Annotated in this window: 24 protein-coding genes and 1 tRNA gene; 13 read left to right on the top strand and 12 right to left on the bottom strand. The window is 65.8% G+C overall.

The window, feature by feature from the left end; all coding sequences use genetic code 11:
• The first annotated feature begins 72 nt into the window (after nucleotides 1-72).
• Nucleotides 73-1,317: an NAD(P)/FAD-dependent oxidoreductase gene (locus tag ACLBKT_RS13810; protein ID WP_410183482.1), complete on the top strand. Its 1,245-nt coding sequence runs from the start codon at nucleotides 73-75 to the stop codon at nucleotides 1,315-1,317.
• A 66-nt stretch (nucleotides 1,318-1,383) separates the two neighbouring features.
• Here the strand turns inward: ACLBKT_RS13810 and queG are convergent, their stop codons facing one another.
• Complete coding sequence (gene queG, locus ACLBKT_RS13805; protein WP_410183481.1) at nucleotides 1,384-2,505, bottom strand: tRNA epoxyqueuosine(34) reductase QueG; 1,122 nt, start codon at nucleotides 2,503-2,505, stop codon at nucleotides 1,384-1,386.
• Nucleotides 2,506-2,551: 46 nt separating this feature from the next.
• On the opposite strand from queG, the gene ACLBKT_RS13800 reads away from it, so the two are divergent.
• The 4 genes from ACLBKT_RS13800 to msrB all read left to right on the top strand — a co-directional run bounded on the left by ACLBKT_RS13800 (nucleotide 2,552) and on the right by msrB (nucleotide 6,865).
• Nucleotides 2,552-3,562, top strand: a complete 1,011-nt coding sequence (locus ACLBKT_RS13800) for an ABC transporter ATP-binding protein (RefSeq protein WP_410183480.1) — start codon at nucleotides 2,552-2,554, stop codon at nucleotides 3,560-3,562.
• Entirely contained in the window at nucleotides 3,559-4,839 is a 1,281-nt protein-coding gene (locus tag ACLBKT_RS13795; RefSeq protein ID WP_410183479.1) for an ABC transporter permease, read from the top strand. The genes ACLBKT_RS13800 and ACLBKT_RS13795 overlap by 4 nt, the downstream gene beginning before the upstream one ends.
• A gap of 101 nt (nucleotides 4,840-4,940) precedes the next feature.
• Nucleotides 4,941-6,290, top strand: a complete 1,350-nt coding sequence (locus ACLBKT_RS13790; RefSeq protein ID WP_410183478.1) for a cytochrome P450 — start codon at nucleotides 4,941-4,943, stop codon at nucleotides 6,288-6,290.
• Between the two features lie 86 nt (nucleotides 6,291-6,376).
• Entirely contained in the window at nucleotides 6,377-6,865 is a 489-nt protein-coding gene (msrB, locus tag ACLBKT_RS13785; RefSeq protein WP_410183477.1) for a peptide-methionine (R)-S-oxide reductase MsrB, read from the top strand.
• Nucleotides 6,866-6,876: 11 nt separating this feature from the next.
• On the opposite strand, the gene ACLBKT_RS13780 is transcribed toward msrB, so the two are convergent.
• Both ACLBKT_RS13780 and ACLBKT_RS13775 read right to left on the bottom strand, forming a co-directional pair.
• Nucleotides 6,877-7,518, bottom strand: a complete 642-nt coding sequence (locus tag ACLBKT_RS13780) for a PilZ domain-containing protein (RefSeq protein ID WP_410183476.1) — start codon at nucleotides 7,516-7,518, stop codon at nucleotides 6,877-6,879.
• A gap of 165 nt (nucleotides 7,519-7,683) precedes the next feature.
• Nucleotides 7,684-7,768, bottom strand: a tRNA-Leu gene (locus tag ACLBKT_RS13775).
• A gap of 60 nt (nucleotides 7,769-7,828) precedes the next feature.
• On the opposite strand from ACLBKT_RS13775, the gene ACLBKT_RS13770 reads away from it, so the two are divergent.
• Entirely contained in the window at nucleotides 7,829-9,538 is a 1,710-nt protein-coding gene (locus ACLBKT_RS13770) for a cation:proton antiporter (RefSeq protein WP_410183475.1), read from the top strand.
• A gap of 154 nt (nucleotides 9,539-9,692) precedes the next feature.
• Here ACLBKT_RS13770 and ACLBKT_RS13765 read toward each other — a convergent pair whose 3' ends face one another.
• Nucleotides 9,693-9,971 (bottom strand): integration host factor subunit beta, encoded by a 279-nt coding sequence (locus tag ACLBKT_RS13765; RefSeq protein WP_160759862.1) that lies wholly within the window; start codon nucleotides 9,969-9,971, stop codon nucleotides 9,693-9,695.
• 212 nt (nucleotides 9,972-10,183) lie between these two features.
• A complete protein-coding gene (locus tag ACLBKT_RS13760) occupies nucleotides 10,184-10,537 on the bottom strand; it encodes a GntR family transcriptional regulator (RefSeq protein ID WP_410183474.1) in 354 nt (117 codons plus the stop codon).
• A gap of 229 nt (nucleotides 10,538-10,766) precedes the next feature.
• Here ACLBKT_RS13760 and ACLBKT_RS13755 point away from each other — a divergent pair, with 229 nt between their 5' ends.
• The 4 genes from ACLBKT_RS13755 (at nucleotide 10,767) to ACLBKT_RS13740 (ending at nucleotide 15,725) form a co-directional block, all read left to right on the top strand.
• Nucleotides 10,767-12,386, top strand: coding sequence for a peptide MFS transporter (locus ACLBKT_RS13755; protein ID WP_410183473.1), 1,620 nt, complete (start codon nucleotides 10,767-10,769; stop codon nucleotides 12,384-12,386).
• A gap of 101 nt (nucleotides 12,387-12,487) precedes the next feature.
• Complete coding sequence (locus tag ACLBKT_RS13750; RefSeq protein WP_410183472.1) at nucleotides 12,488-13,894, top strand: amidohydrolase; 1,407 nt, start codon at nucleotides 12,488-12,490, stop codon at nucleotides 13,892-13,894.
• Entirely contained in the window at nucleotides 13,891-15,207 is a 1,317-nt protein-coding gene (locus ACLBKT_RS13745; protein WP_410183471.1) for an amidohydrolase, read from the top strand. Before ACLBKT_RS13750 ends, ACLBKT_RS13745 begins: the two co-directional genes overlap by 4 nt.
• On the top strand, nucleotides 15,207-15,725 hold the full coding sequence (locus tag ACLBKT_RS13740; RefSeq protein WP_410183470.1) for an FKBP-type peptidyl-prolyl cis-trans isomerase: 519 nt from the start codon (nucleotides 15,207-15,209) through the stop codon (nucleotides 15,723-15,725). Before ACLBKT_RS13745 ends, ACLBKT_RS13740 begins: the two co-directional genes overlap by 1 nt.
• Here ACLBKT_RS13740 and ACLBKT_RS13735 read toward each other — a convergent pair.
• Nucleotides 15,722-16,075, bottom strand: coding sequence for a winged helix-turn-helix transcriptional regulator (locus ACLBKT_RS13735; protein ID WP_410183469.1), 354 nt, complete (start codon nucleotides 16,073-16,075; stop codon nucleotides 15,722-15,724). The two genes, ACLBKT_RS13740 and ACLBKT_RS13735, sit on opposite strands and share 4 nt — an antisense overlap.
• Before the next feature lie 77 nt (nucleotides 16,076-16,152).
• Here ACLBKT_RS13735 and ACLBKT_RS13730 point away from each other — a divergent pair, with 77 nt between their 5' ends.
• Both ACLBKT_RS13730 and ACLBKT_RS13725 read left to right on the top strand, forming a co-directional pair.
• Nucleotides 16,153-16,611 carry a PaaI family thioesterase gene (locus ACLBKT_RS13730; RefSeq protein ID WP_410183468.1) on the top strand — a complete coding sequence of 153 codons (459 nt, stop codon included), beginning with the start codon at nucleotides 16,153-16,155 and terminating at the stop codon, nucleotides 16,609-16,611.
• A 47-nt stretch (nucleotides 16,612-16,658) separates the two neighbouring features.
• Nucleotides 16,659-17,336 carry an NnrU family protein gene (locus tag ACLBKT_RS13725; RefSeq protein WP_410183467.1) on the top strand — a complete coding sequence of 226 codons (678 nt, stop codon included), beginning with the start codon at nucleotides 16,659-16,661 and terminating at the stop codon, nucleotides 17,334-17,336.
• Nucleotides 17,337-17,345: 9 nt separating this feature from the next.
• Here the strand turns inward: ACLBKT_RS13725 and ACLBKT_RS13720 are convergent, their stop codons facing one another.
• Nucleotides 17,346-18,152, bottom strand: a complete 807-nt coding sequence (locus ACLBKT_RS13720; RefSeq protein WP_410183466.1) for a crotonase/enoyl-CoA hydratase family protein — start codon at nucleotides 18,150-18,152, stop codon at nucleotides 17,346-17,348.
• 154 nt (nucleotides 18,153-18,306) lie between these two features.
• On the opposite strand from ACLBKT_RS13720, the gene ACLBKT_RS13715 reads away from it, so the two are divergent.
• Nucleotides 18,307-19,269 (top strand): VacJ family lipoprotein, encoded by a 963-nt coding sequence (locus ACLBKT_RS13715; protein WP_410183465.1) that lies wholly within the window; start codon nucleotides 18,307-18,309, stop codon nucleotides 19,267-19,269.
• 59 nt (nucleotides 19,270-19,328) lie between these two features.
• Here ACLBKT_RS13715 and dxs read toward each other — a convergent pair whose 3' ends face one another.
• The 5 genes from dxs to purH all read right to left on the bottom strand — a co-directional run bounded on the left by dxs (nucleotide 19,329) and on the right by purH (nucleotide 24,907).
• Nucleotides 19,329-21,257 (bottom strand): 1-deoxy-D-xylulose-5-phosphate synthase, encoded by a 1,929-nt coding sequence (dxs, locus tag ACLBKT_RS13710; protein WP_410183464.1) that lies wholly within the window; start codon nucleotides 21,255-21,257, stop codon nucleotides 19,329-19,331.
• Between the two features lie 188 nt (nucleotides 21,258-21,445).
• The gene (locus ACLBKT_RS13705) at nucleotides 21,446-21,910 is read right to left on the bottom strand and encodes a Fur family transcriptional regulator (protein WP_410183463.1); all 465 of its coding nucleotides are present in this window, start codon (nucleotides 21,908-21,910) and stop codon (nucleotides 21,446-21,448) included.
• Between the two features lie 114 nt (nucleotides 21,911-22,024).
• Nucleotides 22,025-22,705 (bottom strand): peptide-methionine (S)-S-oxide reductase MsrA, encoded by a 681-nt coding sequence (gene msrA / locus ACLBKT_RS13700; protein ID WP_410183462.1) that lies wholly within the window; start codon nucleotides 22,703-22,705, stop codon nucleotides 22,025-22,027.
• 4 nt (nucleotides 22,706-22,709) lie between these two features.
• The gene (locus ACLBKT_RS13695) at nucleotides 22,710-22,895 is read right to left on the bottom strand and encodes a hypothetical protein (RefSeq protein ID WP_410183461.1); all 186 of its coding nucleotides are present in this window, start codon (nucleotides 22,893-22,895) and stop codon (nucleotides 22,710-22,712) included.
• 410 nt (nucleotides 22,896-23,305) lie between these two features.
• Entirely contained in the window at nucleotides 23,306-24,907 is a 1,602-nt protein-coding gene (gene purH, locus ACLBKT_RS13690; RefSeq protein ID WP_410183460.1) for a bifunctional phosphoribosylaminoimidazolecarboxamide formyltransferase/IMP cyclohydrolase, read from the bottom strand.
• Nucleotides 24,908-24,912 lie beyond the last annotated feature (5 nt).

The raw sequence follows: 24,912 nt of genomic DNA, 5'->3' as shown, positions 1-24,912 counted from the left end.
ATGGCGGGTTGACCCTCCGGCTGTTTGCGCCACATCAAGGGCCGCAAGTCGCCGGAGGGGCATAGCACGGACATGACCACAACCACGCAACACGCCGATGTCGTGATCGTCGGCACCGGCCACGGCGGGGCGCAGGCGGCGATTGCCTTGCGCCAGCACGGCCACGACGGCTCGATCCTGATGATCGGGCGCGACGATGCGCCGCCCTATGAACGCCCGCCGCTGTCGAAGGAATATCTCGCCGGGGACAAGGGTTTCGAGCGGATCATGATCCGGCCCGAGACATTCTGGGCGGAGAAGAACATCACCCTGCGGCTCGGCGCGGCGGTGACGGGGATCGATCCGGCCCAGCACACGCTTACCCTCAGCGATGGCGCGCAGGTGACCTACCGCAAGCTGATCTGGTCAGGCGGCGGCGATCCGCGCCGCCTGCCGGTGCCGGGCGCGGTGCTGCCGGGCGTGTTCTATGTCCGCGACAAGGCCGATGCCGATGCGATGATGCAGGCGCTGGCCGAGGGTGCGAAGCGCGCGGTCGTGATCGGCGGCGGCTATATCGGGCTGGAGGCGGCGGCGGTGCTGCGCAAGCTCGGCTGCGAGGTGGTGCTGGTCGAGATGCTCGACCGCCTGCTCGCCCGTGTGGCAGGGGAGGAACTGTCCACCTTCTATGCCGAGGAACACCGCCGGCAGGGCGTCGACGTGCGGCTCAGCACCGGCGTCAACGCGGTGCTGGGCGAGGAAGCGGGCCGGGTGACAGGCGTGCGGCTCGACAATGGTGAGGAGGTCGCCTGCGACATGGTGATCGTCGGCATCGGGGTGGTGCCTGCGGTCGCCCCGCTGATTGCGGCGGGCGCGGCAGGGAGCAACGGGGTCGATGTCGACTTCTGCTGCCGCACCACGCTCGATGATATCTACGCCATCGGGGACTGCGCCGCCCATGCCAACGATTTTGCCGATGGCGCGGTGATCCGGCTGGAATCGGTCCAGAATGCGCATGACATGGCGAACACGGTCGCCAAGGCGATCATGGGCGAGAAGGAGCCTTACCACGCGCTCCCGTGGTTCTGGTCGAACCAGTATGATCTGAAGCTCCAGACCGCAGGCCTCAGCCTCGGCTTCGATGCGACCGTGCTGCGGGGCGATCCTGCGACGCGCAAGTTCACGGTGGTGTACCTGAAGGACGGCAAGCCGATCGCCTTCGACTGCGTGGGGACGATGAAGGATTATGTCCAGGCGCGGAAGCTGCTGGAAAGCGGAGCTGGCCGGATCGATCCGGCGCTGCTGGCTGACCCGGAGGTGGCGATCAAGGATCTGATCTAGAGGTCCCTTCCTTGCGCAAACTCCCTTCCCCCAAGGGGAAGGGTCGGGGATGGGGGAGCGAGGCCGTCAGGCCTCGCGTCCTAGCCATCGTCGAGCCCCCACCCCCGCCCCCTCCCCGCCGGGGAGGGGAGAAGAAGCGATAAGCCGCCCCAGCGCCCACAACGCTGCGTCCGCCACCACCGGATCGGGGTCGTCCGTTAGCGTTTTGACCGGTGCGATCAGTTCCACGTTCCCGCTGTTCCCCGCCGCATAGAGGCAATTCCTGACGAAGCGGTCGCGCCCGATGCGTTTGATCGGCGAGCCGGAAAACAGCGACCGGAAGCCCGCATCATCCAGCGCCAGCAGCTCGGCGAGGCGCGGGGCGACCAGTTCGGCGCGGGGGAGGAATTCGCGGATCGCCTGCGCCTCGCTGGCGAACTTGTTCCACGGGCAGACGGCGAGACAATCATCGCAGCCATAGATGCGGTTGCCGAGGGCGGGTCGCAGCGCCTCGTCCACCGGGCCCTTGTGCTCGATGGTGAGGTAGGAAATGCAGCGCCGCGCGTCCAGGCGATAAGGCGCGGGGAAGGCGGCGGTCGGGCAGGCATCCATGCACGCGCGGCACGAACCGCATTGGTCACGGTGCGGCTCGGCAGGGGCGAGGTCGAGCGTCGTGTAGATCGCCCCGAGAAACAGCCAGCTGCCATGGGTGGGGCTGACGAGGTTGGTGTGCTTGCCCTGCCACCCGATCCCGGCGGCCTCGCCCAGCGGCTTTTCCATCACCGGGGCGGTGTCGACGAAGACCTTCACCTGTGAGTCCGGCACCTCGGCGACCAGCCAGCGCGCCAGGGCTTTCAGGCGTTTCTTCACCACATCGTGGTAATCCTTGCCCTGCGCGTAAACCGAGATGCGGGCGTGTTTGTCCGACCCTTCCAGCGCCAGCGGGTCATGAGCCGGTGCGTAGCTCATCCCCAGCGCAATCACGCTCCGCGCTTCAGGCCACAGCCCTTGGGGGGAGCGGCGATGGTCCAGCCGCGCGGCCATCCACTCCATCGCGCCGTGCTGTCCTTCGCCCAGCCATTGTTCCAGCCGGGCGCCACGCAGCGGATCCTCCCTGGCGCTGGCAAAGCCGCACGCGGCAAAGCCCAGGGCGGCTGCCTCCCCTGCAATCCGGGCTGCAAGGTCAGATGCTACTGGAGCATTAACCATATTCGGAGAGGCTCCCGTTTAATCCTGGCCGCTAACCGCGTAGGCTATGGATATGGCGGTAAGCGATCACACAGCATCGGGCAATCGGGCGGACGGTTTCAGCGCCATCCCGGCCGATGCGCGCCCCCTCGCAATCGAGGCCCGCGGGCTGGTCAAGAGCTTTGACGGCACGCGCGCGGTCGACGGGGTCGACATTTTCGTCCCCGAGGGCGCGATTTACGGGATTCTCGGGCCCAACGGTGCGGGCAAGACCACGACGCTGCGGATGCTGCTCGGCATTATCGACCCGGATCAAGGCGTGCGCCGCGTGTTCGGGCATGACCGCCCGCACGACATCGGCCGGATGATCGGCTATCTGCCGGAAGAGCGCGGGCTTTACCCGGCGATGAAGTGCATCGAGGCGATTGCCTTCATGGGCGCGCTGCGCGGCCTGCCCCTGAAGGAGGGCCGCAAACGCGCGGCCGAATTGCTCGAACGCCACGAACTTGGCTATGCGGCTGACCGCCAGATCCGCCAGCTTTCGAAGGGCATGGCGCAGACCGTCCAGCTGCTCGGCACGCTGGTGCACCGCCCGCGCCTGGTGGTGCTGGACGAGCCGTTCTCCGGCCTCGATGCGATCAATCAGGGCAAGCTGGAACTGATGATCCGCGCGCTGGCAGAGGATGGCGTGACCGTGATCTTCTCGACCCACGTCATCCACCATGCCGAACGCCTGTGCGAAGGCGTGGCGATCATCGCCGGGGGCAAGGTGCCCTACGCCGGGTCGGTCGAAGCCGCGCGCGACCGGATTCCGGCGCAGGTGCGGCTGGAGACGCGGGCGCGTGAGGGCGCGTGGCTCTCGGCCCTGCCGGCCAACACCCGCCGCAATGGCGATTTCTTCCAGTTCCCGCTGCCCGCAAGCGGCATCGAACCGCTGCTGCGCCAGCTGATCGAAGGCGAGGCGGGGATTCTCTCGCTCTCCATCGAGCGGGCGGGCCTGCACGACGCCTTCGTCGCCATCGCGGGTGAGGCCGCCGCGCGCCAGCTTGACGCCGATAATCAGGGGAACCGCGCATGAGCGAGACCGAAATGCTTCGCCCGCGCCTCACCACGCTGGAAGCCGCCTGGGTCATCGCCCGGCGCGATTTCGTCGCGGTGCTGTTCAGCCGCGCCTTCCTGTTCTTCCTGCTCGGCCCGCTCTTCCCGGTGCTGATCGGCGGATTGGCGGGCAGTATCGGCGGGCAGGTGCAGCGCAGTGCTGTCAGCACCGAGGTCGGCTTGGCCCTCTCGCCCGAGGACAACGCGGCGATGATCGCGGCTGCCGATGTTCTGCGCCCGCAGCTCGGCCCTCAGGTGCCCGAATTGCGGGTGATCAAAGAGGCGGCGCAGGACAGCAATTTCGATGCGCGCGCCTATCTGGATAAGCGCCGCGGCAATTTCGCCGCGATCCTGACTGGATCGCTGGCGGAGCCGCAACTGGTCGGCACCAAGGGTCAGATTGATCGCTGGTCGGGGCCCATCGAACTGATCGCCGCGACAGCGACGGGTGCTTCGCCCTCGCAATTCCCCACCGCCACCAGCGAAGTGGTCGCCACCAGCGCCGCGTCCGAACGCACCAACCGGGTGCGCACCGCGCAGGCGGCGCAGATGGTCCTGTTCTTGTTGACGATGCTGCTGGGCGGCATGGTGCTGTCCAACCTAGCCGAGGAGAAGGGCAACAAGATCATCGAAATCCTCGCCGCGGCCCTGCCGATGGACGCAGTGTTCATGGGCAAGCTGTTCGCGATGCTGGGCGTGTCCTTCGTCGGGATTGCGGTGTGGGGCACGGTCGGCTGGGCGTTCTGGGCGATTGCCGAGGATGCGATTGTCACCGTCACGCAGACCAATTTCCGCGAGCTGCCCGGCCCGGCGGTCGGCTGGCCGATGTTCATGGCGCTGGGGCTGATCTATTTCACGATGGCCTATCTGCTGCTCGGCTCGCTGTTCCTGACGATCGGCGCGATGGCGGCTTCGGTGCGCGAGGTGCAGACCTTGTCGATGCCGGTGACGATGCTGCAACTGATGGTGTTCTTCCTGTCGGCGGCCAATATCGGTCAGACCGGCACTCCGCTGGAGCTGGGGGCGATCGTTTTCCCGCTGTCTTCGCCCTTTGCCATGCTGGCCCGCGCCGCGCTGGAGGAGACCCTGTGGCTTCATGCGCTGGCGATTGTATGGCAGGGCATTGCGGTGATCCTGCTCGTCAAGGGCGGCTCGCTGCTGTTCCGCAAGCGGGTGATGAAGTCGGGCGGGGCCGGGCGGGCCAAGAAGAGCTGGTTCGCCCGCCGCGCGTCGGGCCCCACGCAGCCAGCCGAATAAGTCTCCATTCGCAACCCACTATTGACATTGCTGTCAGTTAGTCTGAGGATGCGACTCGGATCAGGGCGCCCGTGCGAGAGGCGACCCGACGGGAGACAGACATGGCCACGATCGCCCCGCCCACCCCGGTGCAGCGCCCCCAGGTGCGCCGCGAGCCGACCTCTTACGAGGCGCTCAAGGCCCATTTCGAGAGCCACCCCGAAGAACGCCTCAGCCATCCCCATCCGTGGGATGTCAGCCGCTCGGATATCTATGCCGAGGACAAGTGGCAGCCGATCTTTGCCGAGATGCGCGCGGCGGGCCAACTGCACTGGATCCCCGAAAGCCCCTTTGGCCCCTATTGGGCGGTCGTCGGTCACAAGGCGATCCAGCATATCGAGGCCCTGCCCGAAACCTTCTCGTCGAGTTGGGAGCATGGCGGGATCACCATCCTCAACCGGCTGAGCGAGGAAGAGGCCGCCGCGGCCGGGGTCGAAAGCCGCGAATTGCCGATGTTCATCGCGATGGACCGCCCGCAGCACACCGGGCAGCGTCGCACGGTCGCCCCCAAGTTCACCCCCACGGCGATCGCCGACATGGAGGCCGAGATTCGCCAGCGCACCGGCGAGCTGCTCGACAGCCTGCCGCGTGGGCAGGTGTTCGACTGGGTCGATACCGTCTCGATCGAGCTCACCACCGGGATGCTGGCGATCCTGTTCGGCTTCCCGTGGGAAGATCGCCGCCTGCTGACCTTCTGGTCGGACTGGTCGGGTGACACCGAACTCGCCACCGTGCGCGAGCTGGACGAGCTGCGCTGGGGCATCCTTCAGGAAATGGCGGCCTATTTCCAGTCGCTGTGGATCGAGCGGACAATGGACACCGAACCGCGCAGCGATCTCATCTCGATGATGATTCACTCGCCCGCGATGAACCAGATGCGGCCCGAAGAATTCATGGGCAACCTGATCCTGCTGATCGTCGGCGGGAACGACACCACCCGCAATACCATGAGCGGGATCATCCACGCGCTCGACAAGTTCCCCGACCAGAGGAAGCTCTACGAGGAGCAGCCGGAGCTCATCCCCAATGCGGTGCAGGAAATCCTGCGCATGCAGGTGCCGCTCGCCCACATGCGCCGCACCTGCACCGAGGATACCGAGGTGTTCGGCCAGCAGATCAAGGCGGGCGACAAGGTGGTGCTGTGGTACATCAGCGCCAACCGCGACGCCGAGGTGTTCGAGAACCCCGACAAGCTCGACATCACGCGCGAAAACGCCCGGCGCCACCTCGCTTTCGGCTACGGCATCCACCGCTGCGTGGGTGCGCGCCTGGCTGAGCTGCAATTGCGGGTGCTGCTGGAGGAAATGCACAAGCGCCGGATGCGGGTGCATGTCGCGGGCGATGTCGAGCGCGTGCGCGCCAACTTCGTCCACGGCTTCCGCAAGCTCGAGGTGGAGATCACAACCTTCTGATGGCCGGACGGGCAAGTGAAACCTCAGGCGTGTTCCGGGCGTATTAAGGACAGGACCTTCAAGCCCTCCGAATGGAACACGCCCCGATGCGCCTGCCTGTGATTGATCGCCGCCGCCTGCTTGCCCTTGGCGCAGCGCTGCCCTTTGTCGGCGCCTGCTCTGCCGCGCCTGCCGAAGCGAAGAACTTCCCCAAGGCCCGAACCGAAGCCGAATGGCGCAAGGCTCTGACCAAGGAGCAGTTCTATGTGCTGCGGCAGGCCGGGACGGAGCGTGCCTTCACCTCGCCGCTCGACAAGGAAAAGCGCAAGGGCACCTTCGTCTGCGCCGGCTGCGCGAACCCGCTCTATGCCTCGGCCCACAAGTATGACAGCCGCACCGGCTGGCCGAGTTTCTGGCAGGCCATCGACAAGGGCGCGGTCGGCACGTCGACCGATTACCTGATCGGCTACCCTCGCACCGAAGTGCACTGCGCCGATTGCGGCGGGCATCTGGGGCATATCTTCGACGATGGCCCCAAGCCCACCGGCAAGCGCCACTGCATCAACGGGGTCGCGATGAAGTTCGTGCCTGCCTGATTTCGGGCAGACTATTCGCCGAGCAGCGCCGGGGCCTGGAGCCGGGCAGCAAGCCGTGCGAATTCGCCGAGGGTGAAGGTGTCGTCGAACACCACCCCATATTGACGTTCACGCCGCCATCGCACCTTGGCACGCACTTCGCCGGTCTTGCCCGTCAGGCCCGGCGCAGCGATCCGCACATTCTGGTCGATTGCCAGCAGCTGGTTGCAGGTGATTCGCGCGCCCTGCTGCGAGAGGTTTTCGACCACCGCATCGAAACTGCCGGACAAGGTGTGGACCATCACCGGGAAGCACAGGCCGAGCCTGAGCCCGCGCTTGGGATATTCGCTTGATTCATTGACCAGTTGGCTGACCTCGACGCTGTGGGCGAAGGTGAAGCCAGCTTCATTCTCCCGCTGCCACACGCAGCTGACTTCATAGGTCGCGCCTGCGGGCATGTGCAGCGCGTAGTCCTTGCAGCCGGGCAGGGCGTGGAACAGGCGAACGCTCACGCCGGTTTCGGACACGTCACGGATCACGCACACGAACTCACCCTGCGCCGAGACCAGTTTGGCCGCACGGATGAGCAGCGTGAAGCGGGGTGCGGCGCGCTGGTCAGCGCCGGGTGTATCGGGTGCCTCTTCGAGACGTGCGGTATTCGTCGCTATGTCCATGCCCTGTTGTCCCAACCCGACAGCCCCTGGTCCTGGCACTGGCGAGACATGTTGATGAGACGCGCCTGTCCCATGCTCACAGAACGGTCATAGGTAGAAGACGTTAAGGGGGAGATAATGGCTGCCTGGCCGTCAACGTGCATGACTTAGGTTGAATGACGTATCTGGTACGGGCGGCGGGACTCGAACCCGCACGAGCAAAGCTCAGGGGATTTTAAGTCCCCGGCGTCTACCATTCCGCCACGCCCGCATACCCATCGCTGTGGCACAGATTGCGGCCCGAACGCCAGAGCTTGTAACCAGCGCAGCCATGCTCCATCTCGCGCAAGGACTTTCGGCAAGCGGAGCGGGCATGGCAGGCGAAGTGGTGGAGACGATCCAGCCGGCGATCACGCTGCTGGGGCTGGGCATCGGCGCGGCGCTGGCGAGCCGCGCGCTGCGGCTCAATCCCATTGTCGGTTATCTCGGGCTCGGGCTGGGGCTGTCGGCGCTGGGGCTGGCAGAGGATTTCCGCGGCCCGCTGGTGGCGACGATGGCCGAAGCCGGGGTGATGTTCCTGCTGTTCAACCTTGGCCTGCATTTCTCAATCGGGCGGATCCGGGCCGAGGCGGGCAATATCTTCGGCTTCGGCAGCTTGCAGATGATGGTGGCAGGCGGAGCCTTTGCGGTGCTGTTCATCGCCTTCGGCCTGCCGGTGGCCTTTGCGATCATCGCCGGGTTCGGCATGGGCCTGTCCTCCACCGCCGTCGTGATCGGACTGGTGCGGGAGCGCGGGCAGGAGGATTGTCCGGTCGGCCGTGCGGCGCAATCGATTCTGATCTTTCAGGACATTGCCGCAATCCTGCTGCTGGTGACGGCCGGTGCCTTGGCGAGCGGCGGGGCGCTGGCGCCAGCGCTGGGGCTGGCGGGGGCCAAGGCGCTCGCCGCCTTCGGGATCGCGGTGCTGTTCGCCCGCTACCTGACCGAACCGCTGTTCAACCTGATCGCCCGCGCCGGCACGACCGAGGTCTATACCGCCACCGCGCTGTTCATTGCGCTCGCCGCCGGGTGGGCGACGGGGATGGCGGGGCTGTCGCTGACGCTCGGCGCCTTCCTCGGCGGGATGGCTGTGGCGGATTCGCGCTACCGCATTCTGGTGCAGACCGAGATCGACGCCTTCCGCGGGCTGTTCCTCAGTTTCTTCTTCATCTCCGTCGGGCTCAGCATCGATCCGGCGCTGCTGGTGGCGGACTGGCTGCTGGTGGTGGGCGTGACGCTCGGCATGATCGTGCTGAAATGCGCGTTCAACGTGGCGGCCGCGCTGCTCAACCGCTGGTCGGTGCCGGGCTCGATCCAGCTCGGGTTCCTGCTCGGGCAGGGAAGCGAGTTCACGCTGGTGCTGCTGGCGTTGCCCGCGGTGGCGGGGCTGGCCGAGCCGCGGCTTGTGTCCGCGATGGTCACCGCGATTGCGATCAGCCTGGCAGTGACACCGCTCGTGTCGAATGTCGGGCGCAAGCTGGCCGGACGCCTGCGCGCCGGGCCGCCGGACAGGAAGCTCGCGGGTGATGACGCGCCGGTGCTGATCATCGGCATGACGTCGGCGGGTCGTACGCTGGCCGATGCGCTGTCATTCAACGACATTGGCTACCTCGCGCTCGAAGCGGATCATGATCGCTTCCAGATGGCGCTGGCCGATGGCTATCAGGTCCACCGCGCCAATCCGGCCGACCCGAGGAGCTGGGACGCGATCGGGATTGACCGGCGGCAGGTGCTGGTGGTGGCGACCGGCGACACCTCGGTCTCGCGCGAGGTCACGCCCTTGGCGCAGCAACGGATGCCGGGACTGGCGCGCATCATCGCGGTGCCGGGGCCAGACGAGATCGACGAGATTGCGGCGCTCGGCATGCTGCCGGTCGACATGAGCCTGAGCGGCGGCGGTGAGCGGCTGATCGAACTGGTCTTCGCCGCCTTGGGCGAACAGCGCGCGCTGCCGGTGCCGAGCCTCGCGCACGATGAGATGCGGCCGCTGAAGGTGGCGTGATCTGCTTTTGCTCGCCCCTGAAGGCGAGCGTCCTCGCTGCGTTCGATCCCTGCGGGATCAAGCAGCTGCGGATCGCACACGTGCGCTCGCGGTTGCCGGCGCGACCGAGATCAGCGCTGAGGGCGAAGGCGCGGAAGCGCCCTCGCAACTCACATCACTTATTCAACCGCTCGCGGATTTCCTTGCCGGCCTTGAAATAGGGTACGCGCTTCGAAGGCACGTCCACCGTTTCGCCGGTGCGCGGATTGCGCCCGCTGCGCGCTTCACGCTCCCGCGTCGAAAAGGCACCAAAGCCACGCAGTTCGACCCGGCCGCCCTCGGCCAGCCGTTGCGCGATTTCATCGAAGAAGATGTCGACCACCTGTTCGATTTCGTCCGCGCGAAGCTCTGGATTATCCTTGTGCAATTCCTGCAGCAATTCGGATCTGATCATGGCGATCTCCCGACGCCCATGGACGGTCTCGCCGCCACAACACGTCGTCAATGCGGGTTACCCCGTCGTTTCGTTTACGCGCCCCCGACCCGTGGGGCGGCCCCCTTTACTCTCAGCTTTGCAAGATATGCAACCCGTTGCTGAAGAGTATGAACAAACTGTCAGAATTCGGGAAAGTCCGCAACCTGCATTAATGTCAGTAAGCCAAAACCTTACAAAACGACCGCAAGATTTGCTGGATCAAGCCCGAGGCGTTGCATCCGACTGCGGATTTCGGGCCATTCCTCGCGCAGAAACGTCTCGCGTTCCGTGGCGCGCAGGCGCTCGGCCGCGCCGCGCACGACATACATGCCGACGCCGCGCTGCACTTCGACGAGGCCGTCGTTCTGGAATTGCTGATAGGCTTTGGCCACCGTGAGCGGGTTCGCCCCCTGCTCCGCCGCCAGCGCGCGCACCGAGGGAAGCATCGCGCCCTCAGGATAGGTGCCGTCAATGATCGCAGCGGCGATCTGATCGCGCAGCTTGAGATAGACGGGCCGGTTGGAGCTGGGGCGGTTGGGGTTCATGACAGCGGTGTCCCTTACGAGGTGCATCAGTGCCATAATACAGCCATGCGGTCAAGGCGCGGGAGCGCCTTAGCCCCCCACCCTTGCAGGAGGGGGAGGGACCGCGTGGGCCATTCCATTACGCCCCCGCGCAACAAAAGCTTCACACGGGCGCAACAGGCGCTAGGGTGCCTCCCCATTGCAGCGGTGTGGTGAGGCGCCGCTTAACCATTCGATGGGGATCGAATTCATGAAAGATATGTCGCTGTGGGCGGAGGCCGATTGGATTGCGGCCATCGCCGTGGTTGTGTTGATCGTGTTTCTTGCGATTGGCAGCAAGATCGCGGTGCAGAAGGAGCCCGAGTTCGCCGGGCACCCCAAGGGCCTCTACATGCTGTTCTTCGCCGAGATGTGGGAGCGATTCTCCTACTACGGCATGCGCGCGATCCTGATCTTCTACCTGACGCAGCACTGGCTGTTTTCGGACGGCAAGTCGAACCTGATCTACGGAGCCTATACCTCGCTGGTCTACATCACCCCGGTGCTGGGCGGCTGGCTGGCTGACCGTTACCTCGGCCAACGCAAGGCGGTGCTGTTCGGCGGGTTGCTGCTGGCGGCGGGTCACGCGCTGATGGCCGTGGAAGGCACTGGCGGGCAGAGCGATCCGACAATCAATGTGTTCTGGGCGGCGCTCGCCTTCATCATCGTGGGATCGGGCTTCCTCAAGGCCAATATCTCGGTGATGGTCGGCCAGCTCTATTCCATGACCGATGTGCGCCGCGACGGGGCCTACACGATCTTCTACATGGGCATTAATGTCGGTGCGGCGATCGGTACGATCCTTGTCGCCTATCTCGGCCAGACGCTTGGCTGGGGCTACGGTTTCGGTCTTGCCGGTATCGGGATGCTGGCGGGCCTGATCGTTTTCGTGCTTGGCAAGTCGTCGCTGCGCGGCGCGGGCGAGGCGCCCATTCCGCTCGCCAAGGGCAAGGAATACGGCCTTTACGGGGTAGGTTTTGCTGCCGTCGCGGTGATCTGGGCGCTGGTGCAGTACCAGGATGTCATCCAGACCCTGCTGGCGATTTCTGGCGTCCTGCTGCTCGGCTATGTGCTGTTCGAGAGTTTCAAGCTCGAAAAGGAACCGCGTGAACGCATGTTCGCGATCCTGTTCCTGATCAGCCTCAATCCGCTGTTCTGGGGCCTGTTCGAGCAGGCGGGCGGATCGATGAACCTGTTCACCGACCGCTTCGTCGACCGCGCCGGGGTGCCGGCCGGGATCTTCCAGTCGATCAACCCGATCTATATCATCCTCTTGGCTCCGCTGTTTGCCGGGCTCTGGCAGTGGTTGGGACGCAGGGGCAAGGAGCCTTCGGCTCCGGCCAAGTTCGGGCTGGCGCTGGCGCAGATGGGCTTTGCGAACCTGGTGCTGGTGTGGGGCGCGGAAGCCTATGGCGTGGTGGCGATGACTCCGGTCATCCTCGTCTTCGCCTATTACCTGTTCGCGACGACCGCCGAACTGTGCCTTTCGCCGGTCGGGCTGTCGGCGATGAACCGGCTCGCGCCGAAGCACCTCGCCAGTCTCATCATGGGCGCGTGGTTCTACATGACCGCTGTCGGCAATTTCGTCGCAGGCAAGATTGGCGAGGCGACCGGCGGGCATGATGGCGAAATGACCAAGCAAGGTCTGCTCGACGTTTATGAACTGTTCGGCTGGATCGCGATTGGTGCCGCAGTGGCGGTACTGCTCGTTAGCCCGCTTGTGAAGAAGTGGATGCACCTCGATACCCTTCGCGATGACAAGCCCATTGGGCTCGACAAGCAGGAAGGCGCGGACGAGGCCTATCCGATCACCACCCGCCCGGCCGAGTAAAGGCGACCGGACAGGTTAGTCGTCCAACGGCATGGACAAGCCCCCCGTTTCCCGTCACACATGTGGCAGGGAAACGGGAAGGGTTTTCGATGATTTCACGAATGAAACTGCGGCCGCGCTCCGGCGCGCTGGCCATGCTGGTGAGCGCGCTGGCACTTTCGGCCTGCGCCACCACCGGAGCTAGCTCCGATACGGCGAGCGCGTCCAAGGACACGCCCAAATTCGCCGCCACGCCGGCAGGCGATCCGGTCTTCGCTTCGACTTATAAGCCCTTCCCCAACATCGCGACCGCCATTCGGGGCGCGACCATCTATGACGGGCGCGGCGGCAAAATCGAGAACGGCGTGGTGTTCATGTCGGGCGGCAAGATCACCGCTGTCGGCGGCCCCGATACGCCGATCCCGGCCGACATCGCGGTATTCGACGGTACCGGCAAGTTCGTCACCCCCGGCATCATCGACATTCACTCGCACCTTGGCGACTACCCCTCGCCCGGCGTCGAGGCGCATTCCGATGGCAACGAAGCCACCGCGCCGACCACGCCCGAAGTCTGGGCCGAGCATTCGGTCTGGCCTCAGGACCCCGGCTTCAGCCGCGCGCTGGCGAATGGCGGTATCACCGCGCTCCAGATCCTTCCCGGCTCGGCCAACCTGATGGGCGGCCGTTCGGTGACGCTCAAGAACGTGCCGGCGCGCACTATGCAGGGGATGAAGTTTCCCGGCGCGCCCTATTCGATGAAGATGGCCTGCGGGGAGAACCCGAAGCGCGTCTATGGCAGCCGCGGGCGGATGCCTTCGACCCGGATGGGCAACCTTGCGGTCAACCGCGAAACCTGGCTCGCCGCGATCGATTACGCCAACGACCCGAAAGCCAAGCGCGATCTCGGCAAGGAGACGCTGGTGGGGGTGCTGAAGGGCGAGATCCTGATCCAGAACCACTGCTACCGCGCTGACGAAATGGCGCTGGTGATGGATATGGCCAAGGAGATGGGCTATAAGGTCGCCGCCTTCCACCACGCGGTCGAAGCCTACAAGATCGGCGATCTGCTGCGCGAGAACGACGTGTGCAGCGCGATCTGGGCCGACTGGTACGGCTTCAAGATGGAAAGTTACGACGGCATCCTCGAAAACGCCGCCTTCCTCCAGCGCGAGGGCGCCTGCGTGGTGATCCACTCGGACGATCAGAACGATATCCAGCGCCTCAATCAGGAAGCCGCCAAGGCACAGGCTGCCGGGGCGCGGGTGGGGATCGACATCCCGGATGCGACCGTGATCCAGTGGCTCACCTACAATGCCGCCAAGGCGATGGGGATTGCCGACATGACCGGCAGCCTCGAGACCGGCAAGATGGCCGATGTGGTGCTGTGGAACGGCGATCCGCTGAGCGTTTATTCGCGCCCCGAGAAGGTGTGGATCGACGGCGCGCTGATGTTCGATGCGATGAACCCCAAGACACGGCCCGTCAGCGATTTCGAGCTTGGCCAGCCCGGTGAAGGAGATGTGAAATGAAGCGGCTCCTCATCTCTGCGGCCAGCGTTCTGGCCCTCACCGCCGCACCTGCCTTCGCGCAGGACATGGTCGTCACCAATGCCAGGCTGGTGATCGGTGATGGCGGCGCCCCGATCGAGGGCGGCGTGGTGATCGTCGATGATGGCAAGGTGGTGTTTGCCGGAGCGCCCACCCCCGGCCAGACCTTCACGACCGATGTGGTGATTGACGCGGGCGGCGCGTGGGTCACCCCCGGCCTGTTCGCCACGGTGACGACGCTTGGCCTTGCCGATGTCTCGGCGGTCGACGAAAGCAACGATATCACCGCGCGCGAAACGCCGTTCAGCGCCGCGCTGGATGCGGCAACGGCGATCAACCCGACCTCGCAGCATATCCTCGTCCACAAGGCCGCCGGGATCACCCGCGCGGCGACCTCGATGATGCCGGCCGGTTCGATCTTTGCGGGGCAGGGGGCGATCATCGATCTTGATGGCGATCCGAAGCCGGTGATGCAGGCGCGCGCCTTCCAGATGATCAATCTGGGCGAAGGCGGAGCGGACCGTGCAGGCGGCAGCCGCGCCGCAGCCCATGCGCTGCTGCGGTCGGCGCTGCGCGAAGCGCAGGCACTGGTCGGCAAACCCGGCATTCCCGAGACGACCGAGATCGGCAAGGCTGACGAGGTGTTCCTCAGCCGCTTCGATGCCGAGGCGCTGGTACCGGTGGTGACCGGCAGGCAGAAGCTCTATGTCGCGGTGGACCGGATGGCCGATATCCGCGCCGTGCTGGCTCTCAAGGCGGAGTATCCCAAGCTTGATCTGGTGCTGGTCGGCGTGACCGAAGGCTGGCTGGTGGCGAATGAAATCGCTGCTGCCGGGGTTCCGGTGATTGCCAACGGGCTGAATGATCTGCCCGAGACCTTCGAGCAATTGGGTGCCACCCAATCCAATGCCGGACGCATGGCCAAGGCCGGCGTCAGAGTCGCGATCAACGCCGAAACCCTCCAGAACCCGCGCCGCTTGCAGCAGGTGGCGGGCAACCTTGTCGCGCTGACCCGGATGCCCGGGGCGAGCGGGATGGAATGGGGCAAGGCCTTTGCCGCCATCAGCTCCGTTCCCGCCGAAATCAGCGGCATGGGCGGCAAGGTGGGCGTGTTGAAGCCCGGCGCGCTCGGCGATGTGGTGATGTGGACCGGCGATCCGCTCGAAGTCGGCTCGGTGCCGACCAAGGTGTTCATCGCCGGGGTCGAGCAGGACCTCACCAACCACCAGACCCGTCTGCGCGACCGCTATATCGACCTTGATGAAAGTGATCGGCCCAAGGCTTACGACTGGTAATGATGCTGCAAACCAAACCTGTGGCCGCCGCCTTGGTGGCCTCGCTGCTGCTCGCCCTGCAACCTGTGCAGGCACAGGAGGGGGCGGGCGAGGCTGTTGCCGATCCCAGAGCGCAAGACCCTGCCTGGCATTCTGCGCAGCAGATCTACCTGCTGGGCCTCATGCCCGAAGACGGCTGGCATTTTGTCGATGGCGGGCTGCGCTGGCGCTGGATCAAATATCTCGCGTCAGACCGTAAGCCGAGTGTCGATGACCGGGTCACCGTCCATTACGAGGGGCGGCTGCTCGATGGGACCGTGTTCGACAGCTCCTATGCCCGCGGGGAGCCGGCAACCTTCCCGCTGGGCCGGCTGGTCAAGGGCTGGCAGCTTGCCATTCCGCAGATGGGCGTGGGCGAAATGATCGAAATCGCCATTCCCGCTGACCTCGCTTATGGTCCGGTCCGGCGCGGGCCGATCCCGGCAAATGCGACACTGGTGTTCAAGGTGGAATTGCTCGGGATCGAAGGCCAGACCTAGCCAGCGTGCGGCGGCCATTGCGGCACTGGCTCGCCATCAGCGAACAGGTGCGCGCTGCTCCATCCCGCCATCTGCTCGAACATCGGCACCAGCGCGCGGGCCTTGTCCGTCAGGATATAGCGCGCGCGCTTGCCGTCGGGCGGGTCACGGCGCATCAGCCCCGCTTCTTGCAGGATCGCCAGTCGCGAGGTCAGCGCGGCGCGATTGATGCCGAGGCGGTCCACGAACTCCTCGAACCGCTCCGCTCCCAAAAAGGCGTCGCGCAGGATCAGCAACACCCAGCGGTCGCCGAGCAGGCGGGCGGCGCGGCCGATCGGGCAGGGCGCGCGTGAGGGCGTGTAGGTCTTCATCGTCTGATTATCAGACTTGCGGGCCGACAAGGCAAGCGGCATAACGTCTGCATAACAGACTTAAAGGAAACCCTCACATGTCCGCATCCCGTTTCGCCTCTCCCGAAGACTCCATCGCCTATATGAAAAAAGTGGCCGTCGCGCGCTCGGGCTTCTCGGCATGGCTCGATGTGGAGCCGGTGACCGTGTGGGAAGGGGAGAGCGAATTGCTGCTGGTGATGCGCCCCGAAATGACCCAGCACCACGGCTATGCCCATGGCGCGATTGTCGGGCTGATGGCCGACAATGCCTGCGCCTGGGCAGGGGCATCGGTCGCCGGCGATGTGGTGACGGGAGGCTACACCATCGATTTCCTGCGCCCTGCGAAGGGCGAGCGGCTGCGCGCAAAAGGCACCGTGATCAAGGCGGGCAAGCGGCAGGTGGTGGTGCGCGCGGATGTGTGGGCCGAAAGCGATGGCGAGGAACCGGTCCATGTCGCGGTGGCGCAGGCGACCATCGTTCCTACTGGCATCGTGCCGACCGGGATCGGGGCGTGATCTGCGCCCGCTAGCCGTGCCTCCTCACCCATGTTAGGTTTGCTGCCATGGACGGGGCAATCATCACACTCATCGCGGCCAATGTCGCATTTGTCGGCACCCATTTCGCCATGTCGCACCCCTTGCGGGCGCCCATGGTCAAGGCCTTGGGGGCAGGTGGGTTCCAGGGGGTCTACACCGTCGTTAGCTTCGCGACGCTGGCGTGGGTCTATTTCGCTTTCACCGCAGCCCCACCGGCTGACCTTCCGGGATCCGGAGAAGTGGGCTGGATCGCGGCGACAATCATCACGCTGCCAGCGATGATTTTGCTGGCGGGCTCGTTCATGGGCAATCCCGCCCTGCCGACCCCGATGGCGGAAACGCAGGCGCGCGCCGAGCCCAAGGGCGTGTTCAAGGTCACCCGCCACCCGATGATGTGGGGGATCGGCCTGTGGGCGGCCTCGCACATCGTGCTGTTCTGGAGCACGCGCACACTCGTGACGGCGCTGGCGATGGGCGTGCTGGCACTGGTCGGCGCGAAGTTTCAGGACGCCAAGAAGGAAGTCCTGATGGGCGCCGCCTGGGCCGAGTGGGAAAGCAAGACCAGCTATTGGCCCCGCTGGGGCGCGCTGCCCGGCGTCGGCGCGGTCCCGCTGATCGCGGGCACCGTGCTGTGGCTGGCGGGCAGCTATGTCCACCTGTGGCGCGCGGGCATCCCGGCCGGGGTGTTCAAGTGGCTGACCTGACCCTCTGCGCTACTCGCCCGTAAACACCGCGCCCCGCTTCTCGATCAGCGCGGCCACCCCCTCGGCATGGTCGGCGGTGGTGTGCATCATCGCTTGCGTGTTCGCTGCGAGTTCCAGCGCCGTGTCGTAGCCGGTCTGCTGACCCTGCCGCAGCAGGTTCTTGGTATGGCGCAGCGAATGCGGGGGGAGCAGTGCGATCCGGCCCGCCAGCGCGCGCGCTTCGTCCATCAGCGCTTCCGGTGCAACCACGCGGCTGACGAGGCCCCAGTCCTTCGCGGTGGCCGCGTCGATCACATCGCCGGTGTAGAACAGCTCGGCCGCGCGGCTCATCCCGATCACGCGGGGGAGAATCCAGGTGCCGCCATCGCCGGGGATGATCCCGAGCTTGAGGAACGTCACCCCGAACTTCGCGCTCTCGCTGGCGATGCGGATGTCGGCGAGGCAGGCGACATCGCAGCCCAGACCTATCGCCGGGCCATTGACGGCCGCAATCACCGGCACGCGCAGGCCGTAGAGGGCGCGCAGCATCAGGTGGATGTTGTCGCGGTAGCCGTCGGAGATCGCCGGGGTGGTGCCGCCAAACGTGCCGGTCTTGTCCCGCATCGCTTTCACATCACCGCCCGCGCTGAAGGCCCGTCCGGCGCCCGTCAGGATCACCACCCGGCATTCCATGTCGCGATTGATCGCATTGGCGACCCGGACAAACTCATCCCCGTCGCCCGGCGCGCCCAGCGGGTTCATGGACTCCGCCCGGTCGAGCGTGAGAATGGTGACAGGGCCTTCTTTGGTGATCTGGATCAGAGACGGCTGGGACATCGGGAACCTTGCATCAATCGAGTGGGCGATTAAGGCTGCGTATAGGGGGGGCATGACAAGGGCAAGGTGGCCCATGCGTGCGCTGCGCTAGTGATAGGGGGCCGGAGAACCGATTTTGCCGAGCCTGACCCTGCTTGCCACTTCCCCGCCTCTGTTGAGCGCTGCGCTGGCGGCGGCACCGTTGCCGCCTGCCCCGCCGCCCGCCACGCTTGAGGTCTTGCCGCTCGCATGGACGCTTGCCGCGGCGCAGGACGCTGCCCCGCCCGAAGGCACACCCCCGCCTGACAGTGAGGCGCCGGTCAACGAGATCGTGGTCGAAGGTCAGGTCGGCCCGCCGAAAAGCGATCCGGTCGAGGCGATCAACGAGGAAAGCTATCGCCTGACCCAGGCGGTGGATCAGGCGCTGGTCGAGCCGATGGCCAATGCCTATCGCGATGGCCTGCCCGAACCGGTCCGCGACGGCCTCGGCAATGTCGTGCGCAATCTCGGCGAGCCGAGCGTCGCGCTCAATTTCCTGTTGCAGGGCAAGGTCGGCAAGGCGTTCGAGACGCTGGGACGGCTGGCGATCAATTCGACCATCGGCGTGGGCGGACTGTTCGATGTGGCGGAAAAGCGTGCGGGCCTGCCCTATCGCCGCAACGGCTTTGCCAACACCATGGGCTTTTACGGGATCGGGCCGGGGCCCTACCTCTACCTGCCGGTGACGGGCGCGACGAGCGTGCGCGATCTGGTTGGCAGCACGCTCGATCAGGCTTTGCTGCCTTTCGCGGTGGGCGATCCGTTCAACCGGATCGAGTATGCGGCGACCTATTTCGTGGTCAACGGCCTCGACCAGCGGCTGGAGTTCGACGAGGAAATCGCCAGCATCCGCAATTCCGACGACCCCTATCGCCTGCGCCGCGAGACCTACCTCGCCCAGCGCCGCCGCGACATCGCCGAGCTGAAGCGCGAGCCGATCTCGGAACGCGACCGGATGTGGCTGGAGGAACTGGAGCAGATGAAAGCGGAATCGCGCGCGGTGCCCGACGCTCCGGCCCCGGCGCCCACCGGGGGCGAGGCCATGCCGGTGGAGCCGCCCGCCAATCCCGAAAGCCTGCTAATCACCCAGCCGCGCTAGAGCGCGCGCCCTTCTGCCACACCCGTCATGCCCGCCTGCGCGGGGGTGACGAAAAGCGGTCAGGCCCGCGCCTCTTCGCTCGTGATTCCGGTGCTGTTGTGCTTCAGCGCCTTCAGCACCGTGTCCACGATCTGCGGGGCGTTGAGCCCGGCCTCGTCATATTGCTTCATCGGATCGTCGTGATCGATGAAGGTGTCGGGCAGACGGAGGGTGCGGACCTTCAATCCATTGTCGGTAAGGCCGGTATCGCTGGCGAAGGTCAGCACATGCGCGCCGAGGCCGCCGATCGAGCCTTCCTCGACCGTCACGATCACCTCGTGGCTGCGCATCAGCTTGGCGATCAGATCTTCGTCCAGCGGCTTGGCGAAGCGCAGGTCGGCGACCGTGGTGGAAAGGCCCTTGGCCTCCAAAGTATCGGCGGCCTTAAGCGCTTCGGTCAGGCGCGAACCGAGCGAAAGGATCGCGACCTTAGTCCCCTCTCGCACCAAGCGGCCCTTGCCGATTTCGAGCTTCACCGGGACCTCCGGCAGCGGCACCCCGGTGCCGTTGCCGCGCGGGTAGCGGAAGGCGATCGGGCCCTCGTCATACTCGGCCGCCGTATAGGTCATGTGGACCAGTTCGGCCTCGTCGGCGGCGGCCATGACGACCATGTTGGGCAGGGTCGCGAGATAGGTGATGTCGAAGCTCCCCGCATGGGTCGCCCCGTCCGCGCCGACCAGCCCCGCGCGGTCAATGGCGAAGCGCACCGGCAGGTTCTGGATGCACACATCGTGCACCACCTGGTCGTAGGCGCGCTGGAGGAAGGTCGAATAGATCGCCGCGAAGGGCCGCATGCCCTCGGCCGCGAGGCCTGCGGCAAAGGTGACCGCGTGCTGTTCGGCAATGCCGACATCGAAGGTGCGGGTGGGGTGCGCCTTGGCGAACTTGTCGACCCCCGTGCCGCTCGGCATGGCGGCAGTGATGGCGCAGATCTTGTCGTCGGTTTCGGCAAGCTTGGCCAGCGTCAGGCCGAACACGTCCTGATAGGCGGGCGCAGACGGCGCGCTCTTCGCCTTTTCGCCGGTGATGACGTTGAACTTGGGCACGCCGTGGTACTTGTCGGCACTGTTCTCGGCGGGCGCATAGCCCTTGCCCTTTTCGGTGACGACATGGATCAACACCGGGCCTTCGCTGGTGTCGCGCACGTTCTCCAGCACCGGCAGCAGGTGATCGAGATTGTGCCCGTCAATCGGGCCGACGTAATAGAACCCCAATTCCTCGAACAGGGTGCCGCCGGTCACCATGCCACGGGTGAATTCCTCCGCCTTGCCGATGGTGTCGTGCATGCGGCGGCTCATCTTCTGGATCACGCGGCTGGCGAGGCTGCGGATGCCGAGATACTCGCTCGAAGACACCATGCGGGCGAGATAGGCCGAAAGCCCACCCACCGGCGGCGCGATCGACATGTCGTTATCGTTGAGGATCACGATCAACCGGTTGCCCGCCTGCGCGGCGTTGTTCATCGCCTCATAGGCCATGCCTGCGCTCATCGAGCCGTCGCCGATGACGGCAATCCCGCGCCCCGGCTCGCCCTTCAGCTTGTTGGCGATAGCAAAGCCCAGCGCCGCGCTGATCGAGGTCGAGGAGTGTGCTGCGCCAAAGGGGTCGTATTCGCTCTCGGAGCGCTTGGTAAAGCCAGACAGCCCGCCGCCCTGTCGCAGCGTGCGGATCCGGTCGCGGCGGCCGGTGATGATCTTGTGCGGGTAGCACTGGTGGCCGACGTCCCACACCAGCTTGTCCTCGGGCGTGTTGAAGACATAGTGGATCGCCACGGTCAGCTCGACCACGCCGAGGCCCGACCCGAGGTGCCCACCGGAGGTGCTGACCGCATCGATCATCTCGGTGCGCAGTTCGTCGGCGAGTTGGCGGAGCTGTTCGGGCTTGAGGCGGCGCAGGTCGTCAGGGGTGTCAACCTGATCGAGCAGAGGCGTGTAAGGCGATTGTGTCATAGCCTTAAGCCTTACACAGGGAAATCGGACCTGTCGATTGAAGGCTTGATGGAGATCAAACGCGGTTTGTCTTGGCCTTGCCGAGTCCCGCGGCGCTCGGACATCGCTTTGTTCCGCCCGGTCAAGTGCAGCGTGGGCGGGGCGGGACTGCCACCGGCACGGGCGTCAGCCACTTGCCGCGAGTGCCCTCAGGCGCAGGCCTTGCACAGCCCGCGGATCTCCAGCACCGGCCGCTCCGCCTTGAAGCTGCGGGCGGCGGCGATGGCGCGGACGGCGCGGCTCACATCCTCGTCATCGACATGGGCCGCTTCGCCGCATTCGTCGCAGACGAGGAAGATGCAGTCATGCGCGCAGCCCGGATGGGTGTTGGCGAGATAGGCGTTGGCGCTTTCGACCCGCATGGCGAGGTTGTTCGCCACGAACACATCAAGGATGCGATAGACCGAGTTGGGCGCCACCCGCTTGCCGCGCGCCGCCGAAAGATTGTCGGCAATATCATAGGCCGAGACCGGGCGTTCGTGCCGGGCGAGTTCGGCGAACACCGCTTCGCGCATGGTGGTCCACTGCTCGCCCGCCGTCACCAACGCGCGCGCGGCCTCAGCCACAAGGCCGGGGCCGCGATGTTCGTGATGGCTGTGCGCGTGCTGTCCCATGCCTGCCCATATAATCACACAGGCGGGTGAGCGCCAGTGGGGGAGGCAATGTCCCTCCCCATCCCCGCGGGACAAAGAGGAACGCGGCAGCCACTTGTCGGTGGCGCGGCCTCTTTACCCCGCATCCCTCAGAAAACCCGCGCGGTAATGCGTCGGGAACATTGCCTTCAATGCGGCCACCTTGGGCGCGTCCCAGCGCACGATGTAGCGGCTGGTCGGATTGATCGCCATGTAGTCCTGGTGATAGGCCTCGGCCGGATAGAAGGCCTTGTAGGCCTCGATCCGGGTGACGATCGGGTTCTTCCAGATCCCCGCCTTGCCGAGCTGAGCGATATAGGCCTTGGCGACGGCGGCCTGTTCGGCGTTCATCGGGACAATCGCGCTGCGGTAATGCGCGCCGGTGTCCGGGCCCTGTCGGTTCTTCAGCGTCGGATCGGCGACGACCGAGAAGAAGATCCGCAGCAACTGGTCATAGCGCACCACCGCCGGATCATAGGTGATCCGTACGGCTTCGGCATGATCGGTCACGCCGCTGGAGACGAGGTCGTATTTGGCGCTGGCTGCGTTGCCGCCATGATAGCCCGATACGGCGGAGGTGACGCCCTTCACATGGCTGAACACGCCTTCCACGCCCCAGAAGCACCCGCCCGCGAAAACGGCGGTTTTGAGGCCTTTCGCTTCCTTGGCGACGCGGGTGGCGGCCGGCGCGTTGACGGCCTCTTCGGCCACCGCCGGTTCGGCGCAGGCGCTCAGGGCCAGCGACGTGGCGGCGAGCAGGGCAGCAATCTTGTGCATGGGATCAGCGTCCTTCGGGCGCGATCACGAACTCCGCCGATGGGCCGGGTGTCTCATGGCGTTCGGCAGCCTGCGCGGCCGGAGCCAGCTCGCCCACCCAGCTCTCCGCATTGGCGCCCACGATCAGCAGGGCTCCGAAGACGAAGCCGATGCCGAAATTGCGGAACAGGTCAGGAGAGAACAGACGCATGGGGAACTCGTGATTCGTATGGTTGCCGCCAATGCCTCTGCCCGACGCCGAATTGCAGCGGGATGAACATGGCGGTCAGGCCCGATTAGCTTGCGGCCATAACTTAGTTACGGAACTGCTGAGAAAAAGTTGCGCTTCAGGACGGTTCGTGTCGAGCCGTGCGCGCGGTGCGACGAATGGGGGGGGGTGCGTGAGGCGACCTTCCGGAACAGCCGAGCCTGCCCCTCCACCACCTGCGGTGGTCCCCCTCCCCTAAAGGGGAGGATTGGCTCGGACGAGGGCGCGGAGATGCCCTCGCAACCAAACCGGCCCGCAGGGCCGCAAGGCCGACCGGCCGCCCGCAGGCGCTCGATCCCGCAGGGATCGAAACGCGCCGAGGACGAGGGCGCGGAGGCGCCCTCGCAACCAGGTCAGTGCCGGAAATGCCGCATCCCGGTGAACACCATGGCGAGGCCCGCTGCGTCGGCGGCGGCGATCACCTCTTCGTCCCGGATCGAGCCGCCCGGCTGGATCACGGCGGTCGCGCCTGCTTCAGCCGCCGAGATCAGCCCGTCGGCGAAGGGGAAGAAGGCGTCCGAGGCGACGGCGCTGCCCACGGTGCGGGGGGCGTCCCAGCCATAGGTCTCGGCGGCTTCCTTCGCCTTGATCGCGGCGATGCGCGCGGAATCGCGGCGGTTCATCTGGCCCGCGCCGATCCCGGCGGTGGCGCCATCCTTGGCATAGACAATCGCGTTGGATTTGACGTGGCGGGCCACGGTCCAGGCGAACAGGCAGTCCTTGAGCTCCTGTTCCGTCGGCGCGCGCTTGGTGACGACCTTGAGATCGTCCGCCGCAATCGCCCCGTTGTCGCGCGACTGGATCAGCACGCCCCCGGCGATGGTCTTCAAGGCAAGGCCGCCCCGGCGCGGGTTGGGCAACGCGCCGCATTCGAGCAGGCGCAGGTTCTTCTTCTTCGCGAAAATCTCCCGCGCTTCGGCCGAGACGCTGGGGGCAATCACCACCTCGGTGAAGATCGCGGAGATCGCTTCGGCCGTCGCAGCGTCGAGCTCGGTGTTCACCGCGACGATCCCGCCGAACGCCGAGACAGAGTCGCATGCCAGCGCCGCTTCCCAAGCCGAGAGGAGCGATCCGCCCTGCGCCACGCCGCAGGGGTTAGCGTGCTTGACGATCACCACCGCCGGTTCCTGCCCCGCAAACTCGGCAGCGAGTTCGAGCGCGGCGTCGGCATCGTTGAGGTTGTTGTAGGAGAGTTCCTTACCCTGAAGCTGCGTCGCCTGCGGCACACCCGCGGTGCCCGCAACCTGCGGCACATAAATCGCCGCCATCTGGTGCGGGTTTTCGCCATAGCGCAGCGTGTCTGCGCGCTTCAGCGCCAGCGGGAGCGTCTCGGGGAACAGCGTCGGCTCGTCCGAGGCGGCGGGCGAGAAGGCGAACCAGCTGGCGATCGCGGAATCATAAGTGGCGGTGCGGGCATAGGCCTTGCCCGCCATGCGGGTGCGGAAGGCTTGCGTGGTCGCGCCGCCGTTCGCTTCCATCTCGGCGATCAGCGTCGGGTAGTCGGCGGGATCGGTGAGGATCGTCACGAAGCCGTGGTTCTTCGCGGCCGAACGCACCATCGAGGGGCCGCCGATGTCGATGTTCTCGATCACTTCAGCGCGGTCGGCGCCTTTCGCCACGGTCGCCTCAAACGGGTAGAGGTTCACCACGACAAGATCGATCGCCCCGATCCCATGGGCCTCCATCGCGGCGACATGTTCGGGATTGTCGCGCAGGGCGAGCAAGCCGCCATGGACTGTGGGGTGCAGCGTCTTGACCCGCCCGTCCATCATTTCGGGAAAGCCGGTGAGGTCGGAGACGTCTTTCACGGTCAGCCCCGCATCGCGCAAAGCCCTGGCCGTGCCGCCGGTGCTGACCAGTTCGACGCCGCGCGCCGCCAAGGCAGCGCCCAGTTCAGCCAAACCCGCCTTGTCGGACACTGACAGCAGCGCCCGCTTGATCGCCTTCTCGCTCATGGTGG

It is taken from the genome of Erythrobacter sp. W302b (assembly GCF_046452395.1).
In the GTDB taxonomy this organism is placed as follows: Bacteria; Pseudomonadota; Alphaproteobacteria; order Sphingomonadales; family Sphingomonadaceae; genus Erythrobacter.
Note: the sequence above shows the minus strand (reverse complement) of the source record. Positions and strands in the feature narration are given on the sequence as shown.

What these genes read in the sequence shown, in the direction of transcription:
- ACLBKT_RS13810 (WP_410183482.1), top strand. Translation starts at nt 73, where the DNA reads ATGACCACAACCACGCAACACGCCGATGTCGTGATCGTCGGCACCGGC.
- queG (WP_410183481.1), bottom strand. Translation starts at nt 2,505, where the DNA reads ATGGTTAATGCTCCAGTAGCATCTGACCTTGCAGCCCGGATTGCAGGG.
- ACLBKT_RS13800 (WP_410183480.1), top strand. Translation starts at nt 2,552, where the DNA reads ATGGATATGGCGGTAAGCGATCACACAGCATCGGGCAATCGGGCGGAC.
- ACLBKT_RS13795 (WP_410183479.1), top strand. Translation starts at nt 3,559, where the DNA reads ATGAGCGAGACCGAAATGCTTCGCCCGCGCCTCACCACGCTGGAAGCC.
- ACLBKT_RS13790 (WP_410183478.1), top strand. Translation starts at nt 4,941, where the DNA reads ATGGCCACGATCGCCCCGCCCACCCCGGTGCAGCGCCCCCAGGTGCGC.
- msrB (WP_410183477.1), top strand. Translation starts at nt 6,377, where the DNA reads ATGCGCCTGCCTGTGATTGATCGCCGCCGCCTGCTTGCCCTTGGCGCA.
- ACLBKT_RS13780 (WP_410183476.1), bottom strand. Translation starts at nt 7,518, where the DNA reads ATGGACATAGCGACGAATACCGCACGTCTCGAAGAGGCACCCGATACA.
- ACLBKT_RS13770 (WP_410183475.1), top strand. Translation starts at nt 7,829, where the DNA reads ATGCTCCATCTCGCGCAAGGACTTTCGGCAAGCGGAGCGGGCATGGCA.
- ACLBKT_RS13765 (WP_160759862.1), bottom strand. Translation starts at nt 9,971, where the DNA reads ATGATCAGATCCGAATTGCTGCAGGAATTGCACAAGGATAATCCAGAG.
- ACLBKT_RS13760 (WP_410183474.1), bottom strand. Translation starts at nt 10,537, where the DNA reads ATGAACCCCAACCGCCCCAGCTCCAACCGGCCCGTCTATCTCAAGCTG.
- ACLBKT_RS13755 (WP_410183473.1), top strand. Translation starts at nt 10,767, where the DNA reads ATGAAAGATATGTCGCTGTGGGCGGAGGCCGATTGGATTGCGGCCATC.
- ACLBKT_RS13750 (WP_410183472.1), top strand. Translation starts at nt 12,488, where the DNA reads ATGAAACTGCGGCCGCGCTCCGGCGCGCTGGCCATGCTGGTGAGCGCG.
- ACLBKT_RS13745 (WP_410183471.1), top strand. Translation starts at nt 13,891, where the DNA reads ATGAAGCGGCTCCTCATCTCTGCGGCCAGCGTTCTGGCCCTCACCGCC.
- ACLBKT_RS13740 (WP_410183470.1), top strand. Translation starts at nt 15,207, where the DNA reads ATGATGCTGCAAACCAAACCTGTGGCCGCCGCCTTGGTGGCCTCGCTG.
- ACLBKT_RS13735 (WP_410183469.1), bottom strand. Translation starts at nt 16,075, where the DNA reads ATGAAGACCTACACGCCCTCACGCGCGCCCTGCCCGATCGGCCGCGCC.
- ACLBKT_RS13730 (WP_410183468.1), top strand. Translation starts at nt 16,153, where the DNA reads ATGTCCGCATCCCGTTTCGCCTCTCCCGAAGACTCCATCGCCTATATG.
- ACLBKT_RS13725 (WP_410183467.1), top strand. Translation starts at nt 16,659, where the DNA reads ATGGACGGGGCAATCATCACACTCATCGCGGCCAATGTCGCATTTGTC.
- ACLBKT_RS13720 (WP_410183466.1), bottom strand. Translation starts at nt 18,152, where the DNA reads ATGTCCCAGCCGTCTCTGATCCAGATCACCAAAGAAGGCCCTGTCACC.
- dxs (WP_410183464.1), bottom strand. Translation starts at nt 21,257, where the DNA reads ATGACACAATCGCCTTACACGCCTCTGCTCGATCAGGTTGACACCCCT.
- ACLBKT_RS13705 (WP_410183463.1), bottom strand. Translation starts at nt 21,910, where the DNA reads ATGGGACAGCACGCGCACAGCCATCACGAACATCGCGGCCCCGGCCTT.
- msrA (WP_410183462.1), bottom strand. Translation starts at nt 22,705, where the DNA reads ATGCACAAGATTGCTGCCCTGCTCGCCGCCACGTCGCTGGCCCTGAGC.
- ACLBKT_RS13695 (WP_410183461.1), bottom strand. Translation starts at nt 22,895, where the DNA reads ATGCGTCTGTTCTCTCCTGACCTGTTCCGCAATTTCGGCATCGGCTTC.
- purH (WP_410183460.1), bottom strand. Translation starts at nt 24,907, where the DNA reads ATGAGCGAGAAGGCGATCAAGCGGGCGCTGCTGTCAGTGTCCGACAAG.